The sequence below is a fragment of the Tersicoccus solisilvae genome (genome assembly GCF_014643255.1).
Lineage (GTDB): Bacteria > Actinomycetota > Actinomycetes > Actinomycetales > Micrococcaceae > Tersicoccus > Tersicoccus solisilvae.
This window is the reverse complement of record NZ_BMJI01000021.1, coordinates 19,468-40,898: the sequence shown is the minus strand read 5'-3', so window position 1 is coordinate 40,898 and position 21,431 is coordinate 19,468. Positions and strand designations below refer to the sequence as shown.

General features: G+C 71.6%; 17 protein-coding genes and 2 tRNA genes. 11 read left to right on the top strand and 8 right to left on the bottom strand.

The window, feature by feature from the left end; all coding sequences use genetic code 11:
* The first annotated feature begins 68 nt into the window (after window positions 1–68).
* Both IEX22_RS13390 and IEX22_RS13385 read left to right on the top strand, forming a co-directional pair.
* Window positions 69–1,808 (top strand): ABC transporter ATP-binding protein, encoded by a 1,740-nt coding sequence (locus IEX22_RS13390; RefSeq protein ID WP_188668901.1) that lies wholly within the window; start codon window positions 69–71, stop codon window positions 1,806–1,808.
* Window positions 1,809–2,122: 314 nt separating this feature from the next.
* Window positions 2,123–3,070, top strand: a complete 948-nt coding sequence (locus IEX22_RS13385; protein WP_188668900.1) for a type IV toxin-antitoxin system AbiEi family antitoxin domain-containing protein — start codon at window positions 2,123–2,125, stop codon at window positions 3,068–3,070.
* 239 nt (window positions 3,071–3,309) lie between these two features.
* On the opposite strand, the gene IEX22_RS13380 is transcribed toward IEX22_RS13385, so the two are convergent.
* The 5 genes from IEX22_RS13380 to bcp all read right to left on the bottom strand — a co-directional run bounded on the left by IEX22_RS13380 (window position 3,310) and on the right by bcp (window position 7,896).
* Window positions 3,310–4,266 (bottom strand): ABC transporter permease, encoded by a 957-nt coding sequence (locus IEX22_RS13380; protein WP_188668899.1) that lies wholly within the window; start codon window positions 4,264–4,266, stop codon window positions 3,310–3,312.
* The gene (locus IEX22_RS13375; RefSeq protein ID WP_188668898.1) at window positions 4,263–5,267 is read right to left on the bottom strand and encodes an ABC transporter permease; all 1,005 of its coding nucleotides are present in this window, start codon (window positions 5,265–5,267) and stop codon (window positions 4,263–4,265) included. Before IEX22_RS13375 ends, IEX22_RS13380 begins: the two co-directional genes overlap by 4 nt.
* Window positions 5,268–5,406: 139 nt before the next feature.
* Window positions 5,407–7,095, bottom strand: a complete 1,689-nt coding sequence (locus tag IEX22_RS13370; protein ID WP_188668897.1) for an ABC transporter substrate-binding protein — start codon at window positions 7,093–7,095, stop codon at window positions 5,407–5,409.
* Between the two features lie 164 nt (window positions 7,096–7,259).
* Window positions 7,260–7,341, bottom strand: a tRNA-Leu gene (locus IEX22_RS13365).
* A gap of 87 nt (window positions 7,342–7,428) precedes the next feature.
* Complete coding sequence (gene bcp / locus IEX22_RS13360) at window positions 7,429–7,896, bottom strand: thioredoxin-dependent thiol peroxidase (RefSeq protein ID WP_188668896.1); 468 nt, start codon at window positions 7,894–7,896, stop codon at window positions 7,429–7,431.
* Window positions 7,897–8,035: 139 nt separating this feature from the next.
* On the opposite strand from bcp, the gene IEX22_RS13355 reads away from it, so the two are divergent.
* The 3 genes from IEX22_RS13355 to IEX22_RS13345 all read left to right on the top strand — a co-directional run bounded on the left by IEX22_RS13355 (window position 8,036) and on the right by IEX22_RS13345 (window position 9,927).
* Entirely contained in the window at window positions 8,036–8,512 is a 477-nt protein-coding gene (locus IEX22_RS13355; protein ID WP_188668895.1) for a MarR family winged helix-turn-helix transcriptional regulator, read from the top strand.
* A gap of 131 nt (window positions 8,513–8,643) precedes the next feature.
* Window positions 8,644–8,716: transfer RNA gene (locus IEX22_RS13350), tRNA-Lys, on the top strand.
* Window positions 8,717–8,847: 131 nt separating this feature from the next.
* Window positions 8,848–9,927: an NAD(P)H-dependent flavin oxidoreductase gene (locus IEX22_RS13345; protein WP_188668894.1), complete on the top strand. Its 1,080-nt coding sequence runs from the start codon at window positions 8,848–8,850 to the stop codon at window positions 9,925–9,927.
* A 61-nt stretch (window positions 9,928–9,988) separates the two neighbouring features.
* Here IEX22_RS13345 and IEX22_RS13340 read toward each other — a convergent pair whose 3' ends face one another.
* Window positions 9,989–10,918: a PQQ-dependent sugar dehydrogenase gene (locus IEX22_RS13340; protein WP_229660036.1), complete on the bottom strand. Its 930-nt coding sequence runs from the start codon at window positions 10,916–10,918 to the stop codon at window positions 9,989–9,991.
* 356 nt (window positions 10,919–11,274) lie between these two features.
* Between IEX22_RS13340 and IEX22_RS13335 the strand changes: the two genes are divergently transcribed.
* The gene (locus tag IEX22_RS13335; protein ID WP_188668892.1) at window positions 11,275–12,216 is read left to right on the top strand and encodes an NAD(P)-dependent oxidoreductase; all 942 of its coding nucleotides are present in this window, start codon (window positions 11,275–11,277) and stop codon (window positions 12,214–12,216) included.
* Window positions 12,217–12,252: 36 nt separating this feature from the next.
* Here the strand turns inward: IEX22_RS13335 and IEX22_RS13330 are convergent, their stop codons facing one another.
* Entirely contained in the window at window positions 12,253–12,699 is a 447-nt protein-coding gene (locus tag IEX22_RS13330) for a hypothetical protein (RefSeq protein ID WP_188668891.1), read from the bottom strand.
* 256 nt (window positions 12,700–12,955) lie between these two features.
* Window positions 12,956–13,936, bottom strand: a complete 981-nt coding sequence (locus IEX22_RS13325) for an NADP-dependent oxidoreductase (protein WP_229660035.1) — start codon at window positions 13,934–13,936, stop codon at window positions 12,956–12,958.
* Window positions 13,937–14,060: 124 nt separating this feature from the next.
* Here IEX22_RS13325 and ilvD point away from each other — a divergent pair, with 124 nt between their 5' ends.
* The 5 genes from ilvD to serA all read left to right on the top strand — a co-directional run bounded on the left by ilvD (window position 14,061) and on the right by serA (window position 21,390).
* Window positions 14,061–15,764 (top strand): dihydroxy-acid dehydratase, encoded by a 1,704-nt coding sequence (gene ilvD, locus IEX22_RS13320; protein ID WP_188668890.1) that lies wholly within the window; start codon window positions 14,061–14,063, stop codon window positions 15,762–15,764.
* Between the two features lie 278 nt (window positions 15,765–16,042).
* The gene (locus IEX22_RS13315; RefSeq protein WP_188668889.1) at window positions 16,043–17,977 is read left to right on the top strand and encodes an acetolactate synthase large subunit; all 1,935 of its coding nucleotides are present in this window, start codon (window positions 16,043–16,045) and stop codon (window positions 17,975–17,977) included.
* Complete coding sequence (gene ilvN, locus IEX22_RS13310; protein ID WP_188668888.1) at window positions 17,977–18,489, top strand: acetolactate synthase small subunit; 513 nt, start codon at window positions 17,977–17,979, stop codon at window positions 18,487–18,489. Before IEX22_RS13315 ends, ilvN begins: the two co-directional genes overlap by 1 nt.
* 113 nt (window positions 18,490–18,602) lie before the next feature.
* Complete coding sequence (gene ilvC, locus IEX22_RS13305; protein WP_188668887.1) at window positions 18,603–19,628, top strand: ketol-acid reductoisomerase; 1,026 nt, start codon at window positions 18,603–18,605, stop codon at window positions 19,626–19,628.
* A gap of 151 nt (window positions 19,629–19,779) precedes the next feature.
* On the top strand, window positions 19,780–21,390 hold the full coding sequence (gene serA, locus IEX22_RS13300) for a phosphoglycerate dehydrogenase (RefSeq protein WP_188668886.1): 1,611 nt from the start codon (window positions 19,780–19,782) through the stop codon (window positions 21,388–21,390).
* Window positions 21,391–21,431: the final 41 nt, after the last annotated feature.

Sequence of the window (21,431 nt, the reverse complement as noted above, 5' to 3'; positions counted from 1 at the left end):
GGTGCGCCGTGACGCCGCCGGCGGCCGGCCTGCTGCCCCTTGGCGTCGCGGTGAGGCAGCATGGTGACATGGACAACACGGTGCCGCCGACCGCGGACACGGACTCGACCCCGCCCCTGCTCAGCGTCACGGACCTGTCGGTGAGCTTCGGCACGGCCCACGGATCCGTGGCCGCCGTGCAGGGCGCGTCGCTCACCCTGCACCCCGGCCGGACGCTCGCGATCGTGGGTGAGTCGGGGTCCGGCAAGTCGACGACGGCGATGAGCGTGATCGGCCTGCTGCCCGGCAACGGCCGGGTGACCGGTGGGTCGATCGTCTTCGACGGCCAGGAGCTCGTGGGGCTGCCGGAGTCACGCCTGCGCGCCATCCGCGGCCGGCAGATCGGCCTCGTCCCGCAGGACCCGATGTCCAATCTCAATCCCGTGACGAAGATCGGCACCCAGGTCGCCGAGACGCTGCTCGTGCACGGGCTGGCCACCCGCAAGGACGTGGACGCGAAGGTCGTCGCGGTGCTCGAGGCGGCGGGGCTGCCCAACGCGGCCGAGCGGGCGAAGCAGTACCCGCACGAGTTCTCGGGCGGCATGCGGCAGCGCGCCCTGATCGCGATCGGGCTGGCGTGCCGGCCGCGGCTGCTGATCGCCGACGAGCCGACCAGCGCCCTCGACGTCACGGTCCAGCGCACGATCCTCGACCAGATCGGGGCGATGACGGACGAGCTGGGCACCTCGGTGCTGCTCATCACCCACGACCTCGGCCTCGCCGCCGAACGCGCGTCCGACGTCGTCGTCATGCACCGCGGCCGGGTCGTGGAGCAGGGGCCGGCGCAGCAGATCCTCCAGGACCCCCAGCACCCCTACACCCAGCAGCTGGTCAAGGCGGCGCCCTCGGTGGGCGTCGCCCGGCTGCAGCCGGCGGCATACACGCACGGCTCGACGGCGGTGGGCGCCGGCGCCCCCGGGGCCTCCTCCTCGGCACCGACGACCGCCGCGACGTCGTCGGACGGGCCGGACAACAGGGGCACCATCGTGGAGATCACCGGCCTGTCCAAGGTGTTCAAGGGCCGCGCCGGGGCCGAGGACTTCCGCGCCGTGCACGACGTCAGCCTGCAGATCCCGCGGGGCTCCACGGTGGCGATCGTGGGCGAGTCCGGCTCCGGGAAGACGACGACGGCGCGGATGCTGCTGAAGCTGATCGAGCCGACCAGCGGCACCATCACGTTCGACGGTACCGACATCACCGCACTCGACCGGGCGGGGGAGAAGGACTTCCGGCAGCGGGTGCAGCCGATCTTCCAGGACCCGTACTCGTCGCTGAACCCCATGTTCACGATCGGGCGGATCATCGAGGAGCCCCTCTCGACGTACCACCGCGGGTCGAAGGCGGAGCGCGCGGCGCGGGTGCGGGAGCTGCTCGAGGCGGTCGCCCTGCCGGACTCGATGGTGAGCCGGTATCCCGCGGAGCTCTCGGGCGGGCAGCGGCAGCGGGTCGCGATCGCCCGGGCGCTCGCGCTGCAGCCGGAGCTGATCGTGTGCGACGAGCCGGTGTCCGCGCTCGACGTGCTGGTCCAGGACCAGATCCTGCGGCTGCTCGGCGACCTGCAGCGCGAGTTCGGGCTGAGCTACCTGTTCATCTCCCACGACCTGGCGGTGGTGCGGCTCATCTCGGACTACGTGTGCGTCATGAAGGACGGCGAGCTGGTCGAGGCGGCCAGTTCCGAGGAGATCTTCGTCAACCCGCGGCACCCGTACACGCGGAAGCTGCTGGCCTCGATCCCGGGCAACGAACTCGGCATCGAGGAGGCGTCGTAGAGGTTTCGTCCGCCGGATCCGCTGAGTCCGTCACCTCCGCCCGCTGGATCCGGTGAGTCCGTCACCTCCGCCCGCTGGATCCGGTGAGTCCGTCACCTCCGCCCGCTGGATCCGGTGAGTCCGTCACCTCCGCCCGGACGCGCCTGTCTTTGACCGGGGTCGCAGGGCAGAACTGACGGACTCACGAGCGTGATCGTGCACCCGGCGACCACGACGCCGCGCGGCTCCGGTGCACCGTACGGGCGGACGGCGTCGTTGTCCACAAGCGTCGGCGGAGCCTTTCGCGGGGGGTAGCGCAACGGCGACAGTGAGCCATGCGCGCATTCTCCCCTCGACCCACCGGACATGAACTGGGCGTCCGGACGACGGGTCAGCTGCTTCACGCCGGGTACGGGTCGAATCGCCTCGACCGGCTCGTCCGGACGGGCGCCCTCATCCGCATCTGGCGCGGGCACTACGTCGCGGCGACGACCTGGAACGCGCTGACGCCGGAGGACAAGCAACTCGCGCGCCTGTTCTGTTCGCAGGCCGTGCCGACCGGATCTGAGCGGGTGCTGTGCCGCCAGAGTTCGGCCCTGGCCCACGGGCTGTCGCTGCTCCGGCTCGATTCGTCGATCCACGTGGTCGCGAGAACCAAGCGGGCAACCGGTGAGCGGCACGCCGGGCTGCGTTTCCACCTGACGGAGGAGGAGACGCCCGTCGTCGCGTTGCCTCACGGACTCCTGGTCACCACGGCAACGGCAACGCTGATCGATTGCGCCCGGTTCCTGCCCCACCGGGACGCCCTGGTGATCGCCGACCAGTTCGCCGCCGCCGGCGTGGACCCGGACCGTGTTGCCGCGTGGGCGACCTCCCATCCCGGCTGGAGGGGCGTTGCTCGGCTGCGGCTCGTGCTCGAGCGCGTGGACCCGCTGTCGGAGTCGGCGGGCGAAACGCTGACCCGGATCCGGCTGCACGAGTGGGCGGTCCCGCTGCCGGTCAGCCAGTTCGAGATCGAGACGCCGCTCGGCCTGTTCCGAGCGGACTTCGCCTGGCCCGAACTCATGCTGATCCTCGAGTTCGACGGCAAGGCCAAGTACTTCGGCGAGACTCCGACCGCGGAGGTGCTCTTCAAGGAGCGGCAGCGTGAGAAAGCGCTCGCAGCCCTCGGCTGGACGGTCTTGCGCACCGACTGGGACGAGGTGAACCGCCGCCCGGAGGCCCTCCGCGCGAGGCTGACGTCGGCCTTGGCGCGCGGCCGCCGAGGAGCGCTCCGCGCCTGATGCCACGAGACGACGAACGTGCTGGATGAGTCCGTCAGTTCCGCCCTCAGGAGGTGGTCAAAGACCGGGGTGGAAGGGCGGGACTGACGGACTCACGCGAGACCGAGGGCGGGACTGACGGACTCACGCGAGACCGAGGGCGGGACTGACGGACTCACGCGAGACCGAGGGCGGAACTGACGGACTCACGCGAGACCGAGGGCGGAACTGGCGGACTCACGCCCGACCGGGGACGGGCCTCAGACGCTGCGCGTCTTCGGGTCCAGTGACTCCCGCAGCGACTCACCGAGCAGGGTGAAGCCCAGCGCGGTGATGGCGATGCAGATGCCGGGGAGGAAGGCCAGCTGCGGGGCGACGGCGAGCTCGTTCTGCGCATAGGTGAGCATCCGCCCCCACTCGGCCGTCTCCGGCCGGCCGCCGCCGAGTCCGAGGAAGGACAGGGCCGCCGCGTCGATGACGGCGGTGGCCAGCGTCAGCGTCGCCTGCACGATGACCGGCCCGATGCTGTTCGGCAGCAGGTGGTTGATCGTGATCCGGCTCCGGGAGAGGCCCAGGGTGCGGGCGGCGAGCACGTAGTCGGCGCCGCGCTGCGAGAGCATGGACGAGCGCAGCAGCCGGGCGAAGATCGGCACCTGCGAGGCGCCGATCGCGATCATGACAGCGGCCGAACCCTGGCCGAGCACGGCGGCGATGCTGACCGCGAGCAGCAGGTTCGGCACGGAGAGCAGGACGTCGACGACGCGCATGATGATGCTGTCCACCCACCCGCCGAAACCGCCCGCGAGCAGGCCGAGCAGCATGCCGCCGGCCAGGCCCAGTGCGGTCGAGACGATGCCGATCAGCAGGGACGCCTGGGCGCCCCAGATCAGCTTCGAGAGCACGTCGCCGCCGAACCGGTCCAGCCCGAGCGGGAAGCCGTCGACCTCCCCGAAGCCGGGGATGTGGGTCGGGGTGATGTACTGCCGGCCGGGCAGGTCGTCCCCGCCATGGGGGGCCAGCACCGGCGCGAGCAGCGCGACGAGCACGAACAGCACCACGATGACGGCGCCGGCGATGGCGGCCGGGTTCCGGCGCAACCGCAGGAAGGCCTCGTGCCAGAGGCTGCCTCCGCCGCGGGCGTCGACCGCGGTACCCGGGCCGGGCTCGGGTGCCAGGCTCGACGACGGGGTGGAGGCCGGGGGAAGAGTCGCACTCATTGCACACGCACCCTGGGGTCGATGAGGCCGTAGCTGATGTCCACGATCAGGTTGATCAGCGAGTACATGATCGCGATCAGGATGATGAAGCCCTGCAGCACGGGATAGTCGAGATTGAAGATGGCGTCCCGCAGGAACCGGCCGATGCCGCTGAACGCGAAGACGGTCTCGGTCAGCACCGCGCCGGAGATCAGCAGGCCCAGCTGCAGACCGATCGTCGTCACCACCGGCAGCAGCGCGTTGCGCAGCACGAACCGGTCGCGGATGGTCGCCTGCCGCAGGCCCTTCGCCCGGGCGGTGCGCACGTAGTCGGCGTTCTGCACCTCGAGCACCGAGGCGCGGGTGATGCGCACGATGATCGCCAGCGGGATGGTGCCCAGGGCGATGCCGGGCAGGATCAGGTGGGTGAAGGCGTTCCACGCCGAGTCGAGCTCGCCGGTCAGGAACCCGTCGAGCACGAAGAACCCGGTGGCGTGCGTGGCGTCGATCCGGGGGTCCTGCCGCCCGTCGGTGGGCAGCCAGTGCAGCTGGATGGCGAAGATCCACTTGAGGATGAACGCGAGGAAGAACACGGGCACGGTGATGCCGAGGAGGCTGAGCACGACGGAGCCGTGGTCGACCAACCGGCCGCGGTAGCGTGCGGCGACGTAGCCCAGCGGGATGCCCAGGCCGATGGCGAAGACGAGGGCGACGATGGTCAGTTCCACCGTGGCCGGGAACCGGGTGGCGAACTCCTCCAGCACGGGCCGGCTCGTCGTGATGGACGTGCCGAAGTCGCCGGAGAGCAGCTTGCCGAGGTACGTGACGTACTGCTCGAGGATGGGCCGGTCGAACCCGTAGGCGGCGTTGATCTGGGCGACGGCCTCGGGCGTGGCGCGGTCGCCGAGCAGGGCGGTGGCCGGCCCGCCGGGCAGGGAACGCACCCAGGCGAACAGCAGGATGGACAACCCGATGAGGGTGGGGATCAGCAGCGCGATGCGCTTGCCGATGACTCGAAGCACGGTGCTCCTCGTGGCTGACGACGGCGGTCCCGCCGGACGACGGTGCCGCGCCGCCGCGGCGGACGGCCGGGCGGGCCGGCGGACGGGGGCGGGGTGGGCCGTGGGCCGCCGGATCGCTCCGACGGCCCACGGTGGGTGGTCAGCTGGTCAGCTTGATCTCGTTGAACACCTCGTCCTGGACGGGGCTGGCGGGGTAGGACTCGACGCGGGACGCGAAGCCGAGCGACGGCGCGGGGTGCGCGAGCGGGACGCCCGGCACGAACTTCATGATGTCGTCGTTGATCTTCTCGTACAGCGGGGTCTGCTCCTCGAGCTTGCTGACGCCGCGGGCCTTGGTCAGCTCGTCGAACAGGCTCGGGTTGGAGAAGCCCCACTCGGGCTTCTGGTGGCCGAAGAACACGCCCACGAAGTTGTCCGTGTCGTTGTAGTCGCCGGTCCACCCGAGCAGGTGGATGCCGTGGTCCGCGGTGCCCTGCGTCTTCTCCAGGTAGTCCGGCGACCACTTCAGCGGCTTCGGGTTGACCTTGATGCCGACCTCGGCGAGCTGGGCGCTGAGGTTGGTGAAGGTCTGCTCCGGGGTCGGCATGTAGGGCCGGGACACGTTGGTCGGGTAGTTGAAGTCGATCGTGAACCCGTTGGGGTACCCGGCCTCCTTCAGCAGCTCCTTGGCCTTGTTCTTGTCCGTCGGGTAGCTCGTGACGTCCTTGTTGTAGCCGTTGACCGACTCGGGCACGAACTGGGTGGCGACCTTCGTGCCCTCGGGCAGGGTCTGCTTGACGAGGGCGTCCTTGTCGATGGCGTAGGCGATGGCCTGCCGCACCCGCACGTCCTTCAGTTCCTTCTTCGCCTGGTTGAAGCCCAGGTAGAGGATGTTGAACGGATCGCGCTGGATGACCTTCATGCCCTTGTCCTTCAGCGACTGCGTGTCGGCGGGCGCCACCAGGTCGTACCCGTCGATGCTGCCGGACTCGAGAGCCTGCCGGCGGGCGTTGGCGTCGTCGATCACCCGGAAGATGATCTTCTTGATCTGGCCCTTGTCGCCCCAGTAGTCGTCGTTGCTGGACAGCTCGATCTGCTGGCCGACGTCCCACTTGTCGAACTTGAACGGGCCGGTGCCCACCGGGTGCCCCTTGGCGTACTCGCTCAGCTGCGGCGAGTCCGCGGTGCCGGCGACGGCGTTGGCGTTGTACTTCTGCAGCGCCGTCGGGCTCTGCATGCCGAACGCGGGCAGCGACAGGGACGCGATGAACCCCGCGAACGGCTTGGCGAGGGTGACGGTGGCCTGCGCGTCGCCGGTGGCGGAGCAGGACTTGTAGACCGCGTTCTCCGGCTTGTCCTTGAAGCCCTTGAACAGCGAGCCGTAGTAGTACGCCAGGTTCTCGGACTGCTGGATGCCCTTGAAGTTGTACCAGCGGTCGAAGTTGGCGCAGACGGCGGCGGCGTTGAACGGGGTGCCGTCCTGGAACTTCACGTCCTTCTTGAGCTCGAAGGTGTGCGTCAGGCCGTCCGCGGACGTCTTCCACGACTCGGCGAGCAGCGGCGCGGGGTCGGCGGTGCCGGGCTTGGTGCCGACGAGGCCCTCGAACACCTGCCGGCTCACGCGGAAGGACTCGCCGTCGCTGGCGAAGGCGGGGTCGAGGGACTTCGGGTCCGACGACGCCGCGAAGACGAACGTCGAGTTGACGGACCCGCCGCCGTTGCCGGACTCCGTCCGCTGGCTCTGGACGCAGCCCGAGAGCGCGAGGGCGCTGGTTACCAGGATGGCCGTGGCGCCGGCGGCGCGAAGGCGCGGGCGGCTCCCGCGCCCGGCCGGGGGTGTTGCTGACATGGCATCTCCTCCGATGCGAGTGATCGGCGGGGACCGCTCCTGCGTCCCGCCCCGCGGGCGGCTGTGGCGCGCCTCACGGTGGTCAGGAGCCTAACCCGCCGGTAACGGTTGGGGGAGCGTCGCCACGGCGTCGGGCACGATTTCCCGCGGCCGGGCCGGGTGGGTGCGCGAGGCGGGACTCGAACCCGCACACCCGGGGGCACAGGAACCTAAATCCTGCGTGTCTACCAGTTCCACCACTCGCGCGCGCCCCGTCGGCAGGGCGCGGTCAGTCTACCCGCGCGTCCGAGGCCGACGTCGGCCTGGGTCACGGCGCCACCGCCCGTCCGGACCTCAGTCGATGCCGAGGTCGCGGCGAAGCTTGGCGACGTGACCCGTGGCGCGCACGTTGTACTGCGCCAGGTGGACGACGCCCTCCTCGTCGAGCACGACGGTGGACCGGACCAGCCCATCGTAGGTCCGCCCGTAGTTCTTCTTCTCGCCCCAGGCGCCCCAGGCCTCGGCGACCGCGTGGTCGGCGTCGGAGAGCAACGGGAAGGTCAGCGCCTCCTTCTCGGCGAAGGAGGCCAGCTTCGCGGGCGGGTCCGGGCTGATACCGACGACGGTGTAGCCGGCCGACTGCAACGAGGCGAGGCTGTCACGGAAATCACAGGCCTCCTTCGTGCACCCCGGCGTGCCCGCCGCGGGGTAGAAGTAGGCGACGACCTTCCGGCCCCGCAGGTCGTGCAGGTGCACGGCGGTGCCGGTCGCGTCGGGAAGGGTGAAGTCGGGGGCGATGTCGCCCCTGCTCAGTCGCTGCATGATCCGCACTTTCGGCCGGTGGAGGCGGGGGAGGCGTCGTCGCCCCACCCAGCGTATCCCGACCCCTCGACGGCCTCGAGGCGTACTTTTCATGCCCGGGTGAACCATCAGTCGGCTGACGGACGCTATAATTCTGTGCATGCCTCAGCCGTCACTCTGGCCGACCAGCCGTTTGCTGTCGACGGCGGCGCGTCTGGTCGAGCACTCCTGGAATGAGAATCTCGCCTCCATCGGCGTCACCCACGCCGGTGTCATCGCACTCGACGTCCTGGCGGCGTACGGCCCCATGACGCAGGCGCGTCTCGCCTCCCTCGTCAAGGTGCAGGCCCAGACCATGGGCAAGACCCTGCACCGGCTGCAGATCCACGGCCACGTCAGTCGGCAACGGGACGAGCAGGACCGCCGCAGCCACGTCGTCACGATCACCGATGCCGGCCGCACCGCACTCGAGCGGTCGCGGCGGATCGAGCGGGACCTCCTGCCCGGCGGCGATCGCAGCAGCGACGAGCTGCGCGCGCAACTCGTCGGCATCATCGCGAGCCTCGGCGACGCGCGGTGGCAGAGTGCCGGGATGCTCCCGGATGACGACGATCTCTCGTCGGCCGCCACGTCCTGACCCGGGCACGGCCGGATCGCCCGATTTCGTGATCGGACGATCCAGCTGCTAGGGTTTCATGCTGTTGCCGACGACGTCGGAGAGGCTCCCGGACACCGGTCCGGAACCGCTCCCGACGGCCCAGGGAACACGCGCCTCTAGCTCAATTGGCAGAGCAATTGACTCTTAATCAATGGGTTCTCGGTTCGAGTCCGAGGGGGCGCACCCCAGAAGAAACACCCTCCGGTCCATCGGGCCGGGGGGTTTTCTGTTGTCGGTGTTCTGCTGTCGGGCTGGTCTCGCGGTCCGAATCGTCTGCTCCCGGATCCCCGCGCCCGGATGAGAGGATCCAGGGCATGGCCGAGACGACCGGAACGCACCGCAGCGACCAGCCGCAGACCGACCGTGCGGCGGCCGGCCTGCTCGACACCGACCTGCCGATCGTCGCCGCCCCCATGGCCGGGGGTCCCGGCACGGCCGACCTCGCCCGGGCCGTCGGCGCGGCCGGTGGCTTCCCCTTCCTCGCCGGTGGGTACCTGACCCCCGAGGCGTTCGCCGAGGCCCTGGGCTCGTACCGGCGGCTCGGCACGCCGTTCGGCGTCAACCTCTTCGTACCGGGGACGGGCGACGACGTCGACCCGGGCGCCTTCGCCGCGTACGCCGCCCGCCTCGCACCCGAGGCCGAGCGCTACGGACTCACCCTCGACCTGGAACCGGTGATCGGCGACGTCGACGCCTGGCCGGACAAGCTCGCCCAGCTGCTCGCCGATCCGGTCCCGGTCGTCTCCCTCACGTTCGGCCTGCCCGCCACCGAGGACATCGCGGAGCTGCGCCGCGCCGGCTCACGGGTGCTGGCGACGGTGACGACGCCGCGGGAGGCGCTCGGCGCGCGGGACGCGGGCGTGGACGGACTGGTCGTGCAGGGACCGGCGGCCGGCGGCCACAGCGGCACCTGGGATCCGGCGCGCCCCCCGACGAAGATCGCCACGGCGGACCTGGTCCGCGAGGTGGTGGCGGCCGCGGGGCTGCCGGTGATCGCCGCCGGGGGCGTCGACGGAGCGGCGGCGGTGCGGGGGCTGCGGGACGCCGGGGCCGTCGCCGTCGCGGTCGGCACCCTGCTGCTGCGTACCGACGAGGCCGGCACCTCCCGCACGCACCGGGACGCCCTGACCGATCCCGCGCTCGGGCCCACCGTGATCACTCGCGCCTTCACCGGCCGGCCCGCCCGCGGCCTGCGCAACGCGTTCACCGAGCGGTTCGAGGCGGACGCTCCGCTCGGTTACCCGGCGATCCACCACCTCACCCGGCCGTTGCGGCGCGCCGCGGCGGACGCCGGCGACCCGGACCGGGTGCACCTGTGGGCCGGGACCGGCTACCGCAACGCGCCGCCTGGCCCGGCGGCCGACGTGATCCGGGCGCTGGCCCGCGGCTGGTGATCCGGTCCACCGTGGCGGCGAACCGACCCGGCCGTCGCCGGCGGCCCGGGACCACGGCCGGTCAGCCCACCTCGACCCGCAGGATGGACGAGCCCGCGCCCTGGTCGGTCAGCACCCACAGGGAGCCGTCCGGCGCACGCTCGACGTCCCGCAGGCGGCCGTACCGGCCCTGCAGGTGCGCCACCGGATCCCCGGCACGGTCTCCGTCCAGCGGCACCTGCCACAGGCGCTCGCCGCGCAGTGCGCCCACCCACAGGGAGCCGTTCACGATCGCGGCGCCGGACGGCGAGCTGTCCGCCGTCGACGGCCAGACCACGGCCGCGTCGACGTACTCCGCCCGGTGCGGCGCGCCGGTGACCTCCGGCCAGCCGTAGTTGCCGCCGGCCCGGATCAGGTTGACCTCGTCGTCCACGGTGGGCCCGAACTCCGTCGCCCACAGCCGGCCCGCCGCGTCCCAGGCCAACCCCTGCACGTTGCGGTGCCCGTAGCTGTAGACGGGGGAGTCCCCGAGCGGGTTGCCCGGTGCCGGGCGGCCCTCCGCCGTGATCCGCAGGATCTTCCCGTTCAGCGCCGCGCGGTCCTGGGGCGCCCCGCGGTTCTGGGCGTCGCCCGTGCCGACGTAGAGGTAGCCGTCCGGGCCGAAGGCGATGCGCCCGCCGTTGTGCGTCGTGTTCTTCGCGATGCCGGAGAGGATCACGCGGCCCTCCGTCAACCGGCCGTCGGCGTAACGGAACGACTCGACCCGGTTGTCGGACGCGGCCGTGTAGAAGAGGAAGACCCGCTGGTCGCGGGCGAATCCCGGGGAGAGGGCGATGCCGAGCAGGCCGCCCTCCCCGGCGGGGCGAGCCGCGTCGATCCGTGCGACCTCCGTCGCCGTGCCGTCCCGCACCAGCCGCACGGTGGCGGGGTCGCGCTCGGTGATCAGCGCACCGCCGTCCGGCAGGAACGCGACGGCCCACGGGGTGTCGAGACGCTCGACGACGGTCCGCACCCGCGGCTCGGGACCGGGGGGCGCGGTCGGTCTCGCTGTCGCGTCCGGACCCGAGGCGCGCGATGACGTCGGCAGAGGCGTCGTCGACGACGCCGCCGGGGATCCCGCCGCCCCGCTGGGGGATGGGGAACCGGCCGCGGGGCCGCCCCCGGTGCATCCGGTCAGCGCCAGGACGATCGCGGCCGACGCGGCCAGCGGCGCGAGGACGGCGCGCGGGTGGGAGTGGACGGGGTGGGAACAGGACGGGTCGGGTCGCATGGGGGTCCTCCGTCGGCGGCTACCGCGATGGTACGCGGTGCCCCCGGCGCCGCGCTGGGTCCGGCCGCCGCCCCGGGCACGTGACTAGGGTGGACGGCATGGACCCGACGCCCTCCCTCACCGCCACCGTCCCCGAACGCTGGATGCTGGAGGGCATCGGACCGGTGCCCGGCGTCGAGCTGGTGGTGTGGGACGCGAACGCACCGGCGCCGGTGGAGGCCGCCGACCGGATCGGTGCCGTGGTGCTGCCCTACGGCCGCGGCTACGACGGTGACGCCGTGCGCGCGCTGCCGCGCCTGCGGACGGTGCTGACGGCGACCACCGGGTACGACGGGGTGGCCGAGAAGGTCGGCGACGGCCCGGCGATCGTCACCGCGGCCGGCGTCCACGCCGCCGCGACGGCCGAGATCGCGCTCGCCCTGACGCTGGCCTCCCTGCGCGGCATCGACATCGCCGTGCGGGACCAGCTGCACGAGCGCTGGCGCCCGGAACGGCGACTGTCGCTGGCGGACCGCCGGGTGCTGCTGGTCGGCGTCGGCGGCATCGGCGAGCAGATCGCCCGCCGGCTGGACCCGTTCGAGGTCACGCTCACCCGGGTGGCGTCCCGTGCCCGCACGGACGAGCGGGGCCCCGTGCACGGCACCGACGAGCTGGCGGCCCTCGCCGCCGACCACGACGTCCTCGTCGTGGTCACTCCGCTCACGCCGGACACACACCACCTGGTGGACGCGGACGTGCTGGCCGCCCTCCCGGACGGCGCCCTCGTCGTCAACGTCGGACGCGGAGCGGTCGTGGACACCGAGGCCCTCACCGCCGAGGTGACGGCCGGCCGCCTGCACGCGGCGCTCGACGTCGTCGATCCCGAGCCGCTGCCGGCCGGTCACCCGCTCTGGTCCGCGCCGAACGCCCTGATCACCCCGCACGTGGGCGGCAACGCCTCCGCGTTCGAGCCGCGGATCGTGGAGCACCTGCGGCGCACGCTCGGTCAGCTGGCCCGCGGTGAGGAGCCGGCGACCCAGGTGCGGCCGGCGGCCGGCTGAAGGTCCTCCTGCCGACCGGCGGACCGGTCGCCCGGCTCAGAGGTCGACGAACTCCTCGGCCATGAAGCGGGCGAAGTCGTCGGCGTCGTCCCCCTGGTCCAGCCACGTCGTCGACCCGTCGACGGCGAGCCGGGCCCGGCCGCGGACGGTGACCCCGAAGCGGACCCCGATGTTGGTCTCCACCTCGTACCAGGAGTCGGTGCCGATCTCGGCGAACGCCAGGTTGGTGGCATTGACGGCCGTGGCGGGTTCCACCGGCGTCAGTGCGGGCAGCAGGAACGGGGCGAACACCACCTCGACCGGCGTCATGCAGTACCCCACGATGAAGTCCCGCCGGGTGCCCGGGGCGATCCCGGCGCGCGGCGGGGGGTACTCGGCCGAACCGTACCCGTAGAGCAGGTTGTACGAGCCGAAGGTGGAGATCTGCCGGTCGAAGATCCGGTGCAGATCGGCCTTGAGCCGGGCACCGTCGTCGGTCGTCATCGCGCCTTTCAAGGGAGCGAGGCAGCGGCTGGGGTCGTGCCGTGACCACGCCCCGCGGGAGTGGGGGGGTGCTCTCAGTCTAGGGAGGACACCCACCGGGCCGGCCGCGAACGACGGCGTGTGACGGCGACGAACCCGCGCCGGAGTACGCGCCGCGGTGCCGTTCCGGGGCCGGGACGACGACGGCGGCCGGCCCCGGAGGACCGGCCGCCGTCGTCGGCGCACGTCAGCGCCGCACGCGTGGGGAGCGGACGCGTCAGAAGGTCAGCACCAGCCGGCCCCGCGTGCCGCCGGCCTCCAGCCGGCGGTGGGCCTCGGCGGCCTGCTCCGCCGGCAGCGTGTCGGCGACGCGCAGCGTCAGGGCGCCGGCCTCGACGGCCTGCCGCAGGGCGTCCAGCTTGGCACCGGAGTGGTACTCGGCGAAGACCCAGATCTTGTGGACGGTGACGTCGCTGCCCTCGACGCCGCCCCAGTTGCGCACGGTCGCGAAGCCGCCGCCCGAGCGGACGGCGGGCAGGGCCTTCTCGTTCATCACGGCGGCGTCCAGCAGCCCGTCGACGCCCTCGGGCACGATGGCCCGGATCCTCGCGGCGACGTCGTCCCCGCGCTCGACGATGTGGTCCGCCCCCAGGGAGGCGACCAGCGCGCGGTCCTTCTCCGCGGCGTCGGCGATCACCGTCAGGCCGCGCTGCTTGGCCAGCTGCACCGCGTAGTTGCCGAGGGTGCCCGCGGCCCCGGTGACGGCGAAGGTGCCGCCGGCCGGGATGGCCAGTTCGTCGAGGGCCTGCACGGCGGTCAGGCCGTTCATCGGCAGCGAGGACGCCTCCTCGAGGGAGGAACCGGCCGGGATCCGGGCGAGGGAGTCGGCGTCCGCGACGAGGTACTGCACGTAGGCGCCGCCGTGGCCCTTCCGCGGCAGGGCGATCGCCATCACCTCGTCGCCGACGGACCAGCCGGAGGTGTCGAGCCCGCGCGTCGGGTCCGGATCGCCGACCTCGTCGATCACGCCGGCCGCGTCCATGCCGGGCACGACCGGGAAGGGCAGCTCGCTCTCGCCGTAGGCGCCCTCGCGGACGTTCGTGTCGGTGGGGCTGACCGCGGCGGCCCGGACGCGGATCCGGACCTCGCCGGGCCCGGCGTGCGGGGCGGGGACCTCGTGGACCCGCAGGTTCTCGGGGCCGCCGTACGTGTCGACGCCGACGGCGGTCATCGTGCTGGTGCTGGTGGTGGTGTCCATACCGGGGCGAACAGATCCGCGCGCGGATAATTCCCGGGCGCCCGCTCGGCGGGGCGGTTCGTCGCCCGCGTCACGGAGTGGTCCCGGGACGGGGCCGCAGGTCCGCCCGGCATAGACTCCGAGCATGAGCGTTGAGAACACGGTGGACATCAAGCCCCGCAGCCGGGACGTGACCGACGGTCTGGAGAAGACCGCCGCGCGCGGCATGCTACGGGCGGTCGGCATGGGCGACGAGGACTTCGGCAAGCCGCAGATCGGCGTCGCGAGCTCGTGGAACGAGATCACCCCGTGCAACCTCTCGCTCGACCGGCTCGCGAAGGCGGCCAAGGAGGGCGTGCACGCCGCCGGCGGCTACCCGCTGGAGTTCGGCACCATCTCCGTCTCGGACGGCATCTCCATGGGCCACGAGGGGATGCATTTCTCGCTCGTCTCCCGCGACGTCATTGCCGACTCGGTGGAGACCGTGATGATGGCCGAGCGCCTCGACGGCTCCGTGCTGCTGGCCGGTTGCGACAAGTCGCTGCCTGGCATGCTCATCGCCGCGGCCCGCCTGGACCTGGCCTCGGTGTTCCTCTACGCCGGTTCCACCATGCCGGGCCGGGTCAAGCTCTCCGACGGCCAGGAGAAGGAAGTGACGATCATCGACGCGTTCGAGGCCGTCGGCGCCTGTGCCGCGGGCCTGATGAGCCGCGACGACGTCGACCGGATCGAACGCGCCATCTGCCCGGGTGAGGGCGCCTGCGGCGGCATGTACACCGCGAACACCATGGCGTCGGTGGCCGAGGCCATGGGCATGTCAGTGCCCGGCTCCGCGGCCCCGCCGTCGGCCGACCGCCGCCGCGACAACTTCGCGCACAAGAGCGGCGAGGCCGTCGTCGAGATGCTGCGGAAGGGGATCACCGCCCGGCAGATCATGACCAAGGAGGCGTTCGAGAACGCGATCTCCGTGGTGATGGCCTTCGGCGGCTCGACCAACGCCGTGCTCCACCTGCTCGCCATCGCCCGCGAGGCGCAGGTCGACCTGACCCTGGACGACTTCTCCCGCATCGCCGAGCGCGTCCCGCACCTGGGGGACCTGAAGCCCTTCGGCCGGTTCGTCATGAACGACATCGACCGGATCGGCGGCGTGCCCGTCGTGATGAAGGCCCTGCTCGACGCCGGGCTGCTGCACGGGGACTGCCTCACCGTGACCGGGAAGACGGTCGCCGAGAACCTCGCCGACATCAACCCGCCGGATCCGGACGGGAAGATCCTGCGCGCGCTGGCGGACCCCATCCACCCGACCGGCGGCATCACCATCCTCAAGGGCTCGCTCGCCCCCGAGGGCGCCGTCGTCAAGTCCGCGGGGTTCGACTCGGACGTCTTCGAGGGCACCGCCCGCGTGTTCGACGGGGAGCGGGCCGCGATGGACGCGCTGGAGGACGGCACCATCGCCGCCGGCGACGTCGTGGTCATCCGCTACGAGGGTCCCAAGGGCGGCCCCGGCATGCGGGAGATGCTGGCCATCACCGGGGCGATCAAGGGGGCGGGGCTGGGCAAGGACGTCCTGCTGCTCACCGACGGCCGGTTCTCCGGCGGCACCACCGGCCTGTGCGTCGGCCACGTCGCCCCGGAGGCGGTGGACGGCGGCCCGATCGCGCACGTGCGCGACGGCGACCGGATCCGGCTCGACGTCGCCGGCAAGACCCTGGACGTGCTCGTCGACGAGGCCGAGCTGACCGCCCGGGGCGACGGCTTCGAACCGCGCGAGCCGCGCTTCTCCACCGGCGTGCTGGGCAAGTACGCCAAGCTGGTCCATTCGGCGTCCGAGGGCGCCTGGGTCGGCTGAGCAGCGCCGCCGTGTGGACGTCTCGTCTCACGATGTGAGACGAGACGTCCACACGTTGACACCGTCGGCGCCCGGGGACGACACTGGGGACATGCAGAAGCTGAGTGTTCTCGTAGTCGACCGGTGCGTGGCGTAGGAGCCCCCTCGGAAGCTTCTGCCACCCACGCCCACCCCCGCGCCGCAAGGCTGAGGGGTTTTTTTATTGGGGTGACCCTCCCGCCGGGACGGGGGAGGATCGCCGCGGGCGACCACCACGAGCGAGACCGAAGGACGAACCGATGAGCAAGGGACAGACCGTCAGCCCGGCGCTGATGGCGCACACGTCCCGGGCGGGTGCCCGGGAGACCGCACCGGTGCCCCCGGCGGTTCCCGGGGGCACGAGCACCGCGCGGGCCACCACCGGGGAGACCGGCGTCTCCCCTTCCGGCTCCTCCGTCCAGGGCCCGAACCGCGTCGTCGAACCGGTGCGGATGACCGGGTCGCAGGCGATCGTGCGCACCCTGGAGGAGCTCGGCGTCACCGACGTCTTCGGCCTTCCGGGCGGGGCCATCCTGCCGACCTACGACCCGCTGATGGATTCGACGACGATCAACCACATCCTCGTCCGCCATGAGCAGGGTGCCGGTCACGCCGCGCAGGGCTACGCGATGGTCACCGGGCGGGTGGGCGTGTGCATCGCGACGTCCGGCCCCGGGGCGACGAACCTCGTCACCCCGATCGCGGACGCGCACCTGGACTCGGTGCCGATCGTCGCCATCACCGGTCAGGTCTCCAGCGCCGTGATCGGCACCGACGCCTTCCAGGAGGCGGACATCGTCGGCATCACCATGCCGATCACCAAACACTCCTGGCTCGTCACCGACCCCGAGGACATCCCGCGGGTCCTCGCGGAGGCGTTCTACATCGCCGGCACCGGGCGCCCCGGCCCGGTGCTCGTGGACATCGCCAAGGACGCCCAGCAGGGCATGATGACGTTCAGCTGGCCGCCGAAGGTCGAGGCCGCCGGGTACCGACCGGTGCTGCGCGGGCACGCCAAGCAGTTGCGCGAGGCCGCCCGGCTGATCGCCGCGTCCTCCCGGCCCGTGTTCTACGTCGGCGGCGGGGTCGTCAAGGGCCACGCCTCCGAGGAGCTGCGCCAGCTCGCCGAGTACCTGGGCGCGCCGGTGGTGACGACGCTGCAGGCCCGCGGCGTGTTCCCCGATTCCCACGACCTGCACTTCGGCATGCCCGGCATGCACGGCGCCGTCTCCGCGGTCGCCGCCCTGCAACAGGCGGACCTGCTGATCACCCTCGGCGCCCGCTTCGACGACCGCGTGACCGGGCAGCTCTCCAGCTTCGCCCCGGGAGCGAAGGTCATCCACGCCGACATCGACCCGGCGGAGATCTCCAAGAACCGCACCGCGGACGTGCCGATCGTCGGCTCGGTCAAGGAGATCATCCCGGACCTCACGGACGCGCTGACCGCCGAGTTCGAGCACGCGCAACGGCCGGACCTGACGCCGTGGCTGGCCACCCTGCGCCGACTGCGGGAGACCTACCCCCTGGGGTACGCCGAGCCGTCCGACGGGCTGACCGCCCCGCAGAAGGTGATCTCGCGGATCGGGGAGCTGACCGGACCGGAGGGCGTGTACGTGGCCGGCGTCGGGCAGCACCAGATGTGGTCCGCCCAGTTCATCCAGTACGAGCGCCCCCACGCGTGGCTCAACTCCGGCGGCGCGGGCACGATGGGCTACGCCGTGCCGGCCGCGATGGGCGCGAAGGTCGGCAACCCCGACCGCGTCGTGTGGGCGATCGACGGCGATGGCTGCTTCCAGATGACCAACCAGGAACTGGCCACCTGTCGGATCAACGACATCCCCATCAAGGTCGCGGTGATCAACAACTCCTCGCTCGGCATGGTCCGCCAGTGGCAGACCCTGTTCTACGACGGTCGCTACTCCAACACCGACCTCAACACCGGCCACGACACCGTGCGCGTCCCCGACTTCGTCAAGCTCGCCGAGGCGTACGGCTGCGCCGCGCTGCGCTGCGAGCGCGAGGAGGACATCGACGCCACCATCGAGCAGGCCCTGGCCATCAACGACCGGCCGGTGGTGATCGACTTCGTCGTCAGCCCGGACTCGATGGTGTGGCCGATGGTGCCGTCGGGCGTGAGCAACGACCTGATCCAGGTGGCGCAGAACATGACGCCGCAGTGGGAGGAGAACGACTGATGGCTCGCCACACCCTGTCCGTGCTGGTGGAGGACAAGCCCGGCGTGCTCACGCGCGTCGCCGGCCTGTTCGCGCGCCGCGCGTTCAACATCCACTCGCTCGCGGTCGGGCCGACCGAGGTGCCCGGGGTGTCCCGGGTGACCGTGGTTGTCGACGCCGACCCCGAGCTCCTCGAACAGGTGACGAAGCAGCTCAACAAGCTGATCAACGTCCTGAAGATCGTCGAGCTGCTGCCGGAGACCTCGGTGCAGCGCGACCACGTCCTGATCAAGGTGCGCGCCGACGCGGCCGCGCGCCTGCAGGTCACCCAGGCGACGGACCTCTTCCGCGCCTCGATCGTCGACGTCGCCCCCGACTCGGTGGTGATCGAGGCGACCGGGACGGCCGAGAAGTTGAACGCGCTGCTGGCGGTGCTCGAGCCCTTTGGGGTGCGGGAAATCGTCCAGTCCGGCACGCTGGCGATCGGCCGAGGCCCCCGCTCGATGAGCGACCGCGCGCTGAGGAGCGCGTAGCGCCAGCGGAGCGCGACCGAAGCGCGCAGACCCAGCACCGCGCGCTGAGGAGCGCGTAGCGCCTGAGTAGCCCACTCATTCCCGCAACACATCCAAGGAGAGACTGAACCCCCATGGCAGAGATCTACTACGACGACGACGCCGACCTCTCGATCATCCAGGGCCGGCACGTCGCGGTCATCGGCTACGGCAGCCAGGGCCACGCCCACGCTCTCAACCTGCGCGACTCGGGCGTCGACGTGCGGATCGGCCTGGCCGAGGGGTCGACGTCCCGCGCCAAGGCCGAGGCGGAGGGCCTGCGGGTGCTCTCGGTCGCCGACGCGGTCGAGGAAGCCGACGTCATCATGATCCTCACGCCGGACCAGGTGCAGCGGACCGTCTACGCGGAGTCGATCCAGCCGCACCTGACCGCCGGTGACGCCCTCTTCTTCGCCCACGGCTTCAACATCCGCTTCGGCTACATCAGCGCGCCCGAGGGCGTCGACGTCGCCATGGTCGCTCCGAAGGGGCCCGGCCACACCGTGCGCCGCGAGTTCGAGGCCGGCCGGGGCGTGCCCGCGCTCATCGCCGTCGAGAAGGACTCCTCCGGCAACGCCGAGGCCCTCGCCCTCTCCTACGCGAAGGCCATCGGCGGCACCCGCGCCGGCGTCATCAAGACCACGTTCACCGAGGAGACCGAGACCGACCTCTTCGGCGAGCAGGCCGTGCTGTGCGGCGGTGTGTCCCAGCTCGTCCAGTACGGCTTCGAGACCTTGACCGAGGCCGGCTACAAGCCCGAGATCGCCTACTTCGAGGTGCTCCACGAGCTCAAGCTCATCGTCGACCTGATGATCGAGGGCGGCATCGCCAAGCAGCGCTGGTCCGTCTCCGACACCGCCGAGTACGGCGACTACGTCTCGGGCCCGCGCGTCATCGACCCGCACGTGAAGGAGAACATGAAGGCCGTGCTCTCCGACATCCAGGACGGCACCTTCGCGAAGCGGTTCATCGACGACCAGGACAAGGGCGGCCCCGAGTTCAAGGAGCTGCGCGCGAAGGGCGAGGCGCACCCGATCGAGGCCACCGGCCGCGAGCTGCGCCAGCTGTTCTCCTGGATCAAGTCGAACGACGACTACACGGAGGGCCAGGTCTCCCGCTGAGACCGCGCTGACCCGTTTGACCGCCGGTGAGGCCAGTCTCACGGTGTTGCCACCGGTGACACCGTGGGGCTGGCCTCGCGCCGTCGTGCGCCCGGCCTAGGCTGGAACCCGCTGCCCGTCCATCCCCGTTCGCCCGTTGTGAAGGAACCGTGTGACCACCGCACCCGCTCCCACCCGTCCCGTCGTCCTGATCGCCGAGGAGCTCTCCCCGGCCACGATCGAGGCCCTCGGCCCCGACTTCGAGATCCGCCGCGCCGACGGCGCCGACCGCGCCGAGCTGCTGCCCGCGATCGCCGACGTCGACGCCATCCTGATCCGATCGGCCACGCAGGTCGACGCCGAGGCCATCGCCGCGGCCTCGAGGCTGAAGGTGATCGCGCGAGCCGGCGTCGGCCTGGACAACGTCGACGTCGCCGCCGCCACCCGCGCCGGCGTGATGGTGGTCAACGCCCCGACGTCGAACATCATCTCCGCCGCGGAGCTGACCGTCGGCCACATCCTCTCCCTGGCCCGCAACATCCCCCAGGCCAACGCCTCCCTCAAGGGCGGCGAGTGGAAACGCTCGAAGTACACCGGCGTCGAGTTGTTCGAGAAGACGATCGGCATCATCGGACTCGGGCGGATCGGCGGCCTGGTCGCCGACCGGGTCAAGGCCTTCGGCACCGAGGTCATCGCCTACGACCCGTACGTCACCTCCGCCCGCGCCGCCCAGATGGGCGTGCGCCTGGTGGACCTGGACACCCTGCTCGCCGAGGCGGACTTCATCACCATCCACATGCCGAAGACGCCCGAGACCCTGGGCATGCTCGGCGCGGACGCGTTCGCGACGATGAAGGACACCGCGTTCGTGGTCAACGTGGCCCGCGGCGGCCTCGTCGACGAGGCGGCGCTGGACGCGGCGATCACCGCGGGCACCATCGCGGGCGCCGCGATCGACGTCTTCACCTCCGAGCCGGCGACGGACCTGCCGTTCATGGCGCACGAGAGCGTCGTCGTCACCCCGCACCTGGGCGCCTCGACCGACGAGGCGCAGGAGAAGGCCGGCGTCTCCGTCGCCCGCTCCGTGCGGCTCGCCCTCGCCGGGGAGCTGGTGCCCGACGCCGTCAACGTCGCCGGCGGCGTCATCCACCCGGACGTGCGCCCCGGCATCCCCCTGATCGAGAAGCTCGGCCGGATCGTCACCGCCCTGGCCGCCGGCTCCGTCACCCAGGTCGAGGTGGAGGTCGCCGGGGAGATCGTCGAGCACGACGTGAAATCGCTCGAGCTGGCCGCCCTCAAGGGCGTGTTCCAGGACATCGTCTCCGAACACGTCTCCTACGTGAACGCCCCGGTGCTGGCCGAGCAGCGCGGCGTGGCCGTGCAGCTGACGAAGACCGCCGAGTCCCCGGACTACCGCAACCAGCTGACGGTGCGCGGCGCCCTCTCGGACGGCCGCCGCGTGGAGGTCTCCGGCACCCTGACCGGGCCGAAGCAGAACCAGAAGCTCACCGGGATCAACGGGTATGAGCTCGAGATGCCGCTGGACGACCACCTCATCGTGGTCATCTACCGGGACCGACCCGGCGTCATCGCCGTGATGGGCTCCGTGCTGGGGGACCGGGACGTCAACATCGCGGGCATGCAGGTGGCCCGCACGTCCGAGGGCGGCCAGGCCCTGTCCGTGCTCTCCGTCGACTCCACCGTCACCGGCGAGCAGCTCGACGAGATCAGGGAGCGGATCGGCGCCGAGACGGTCCGCCAGGTCGACCTGACGGAGTCCTGAGCGCCGGACCGCATCCGCTGTCCGAGGGCGTCGTCGGCCGT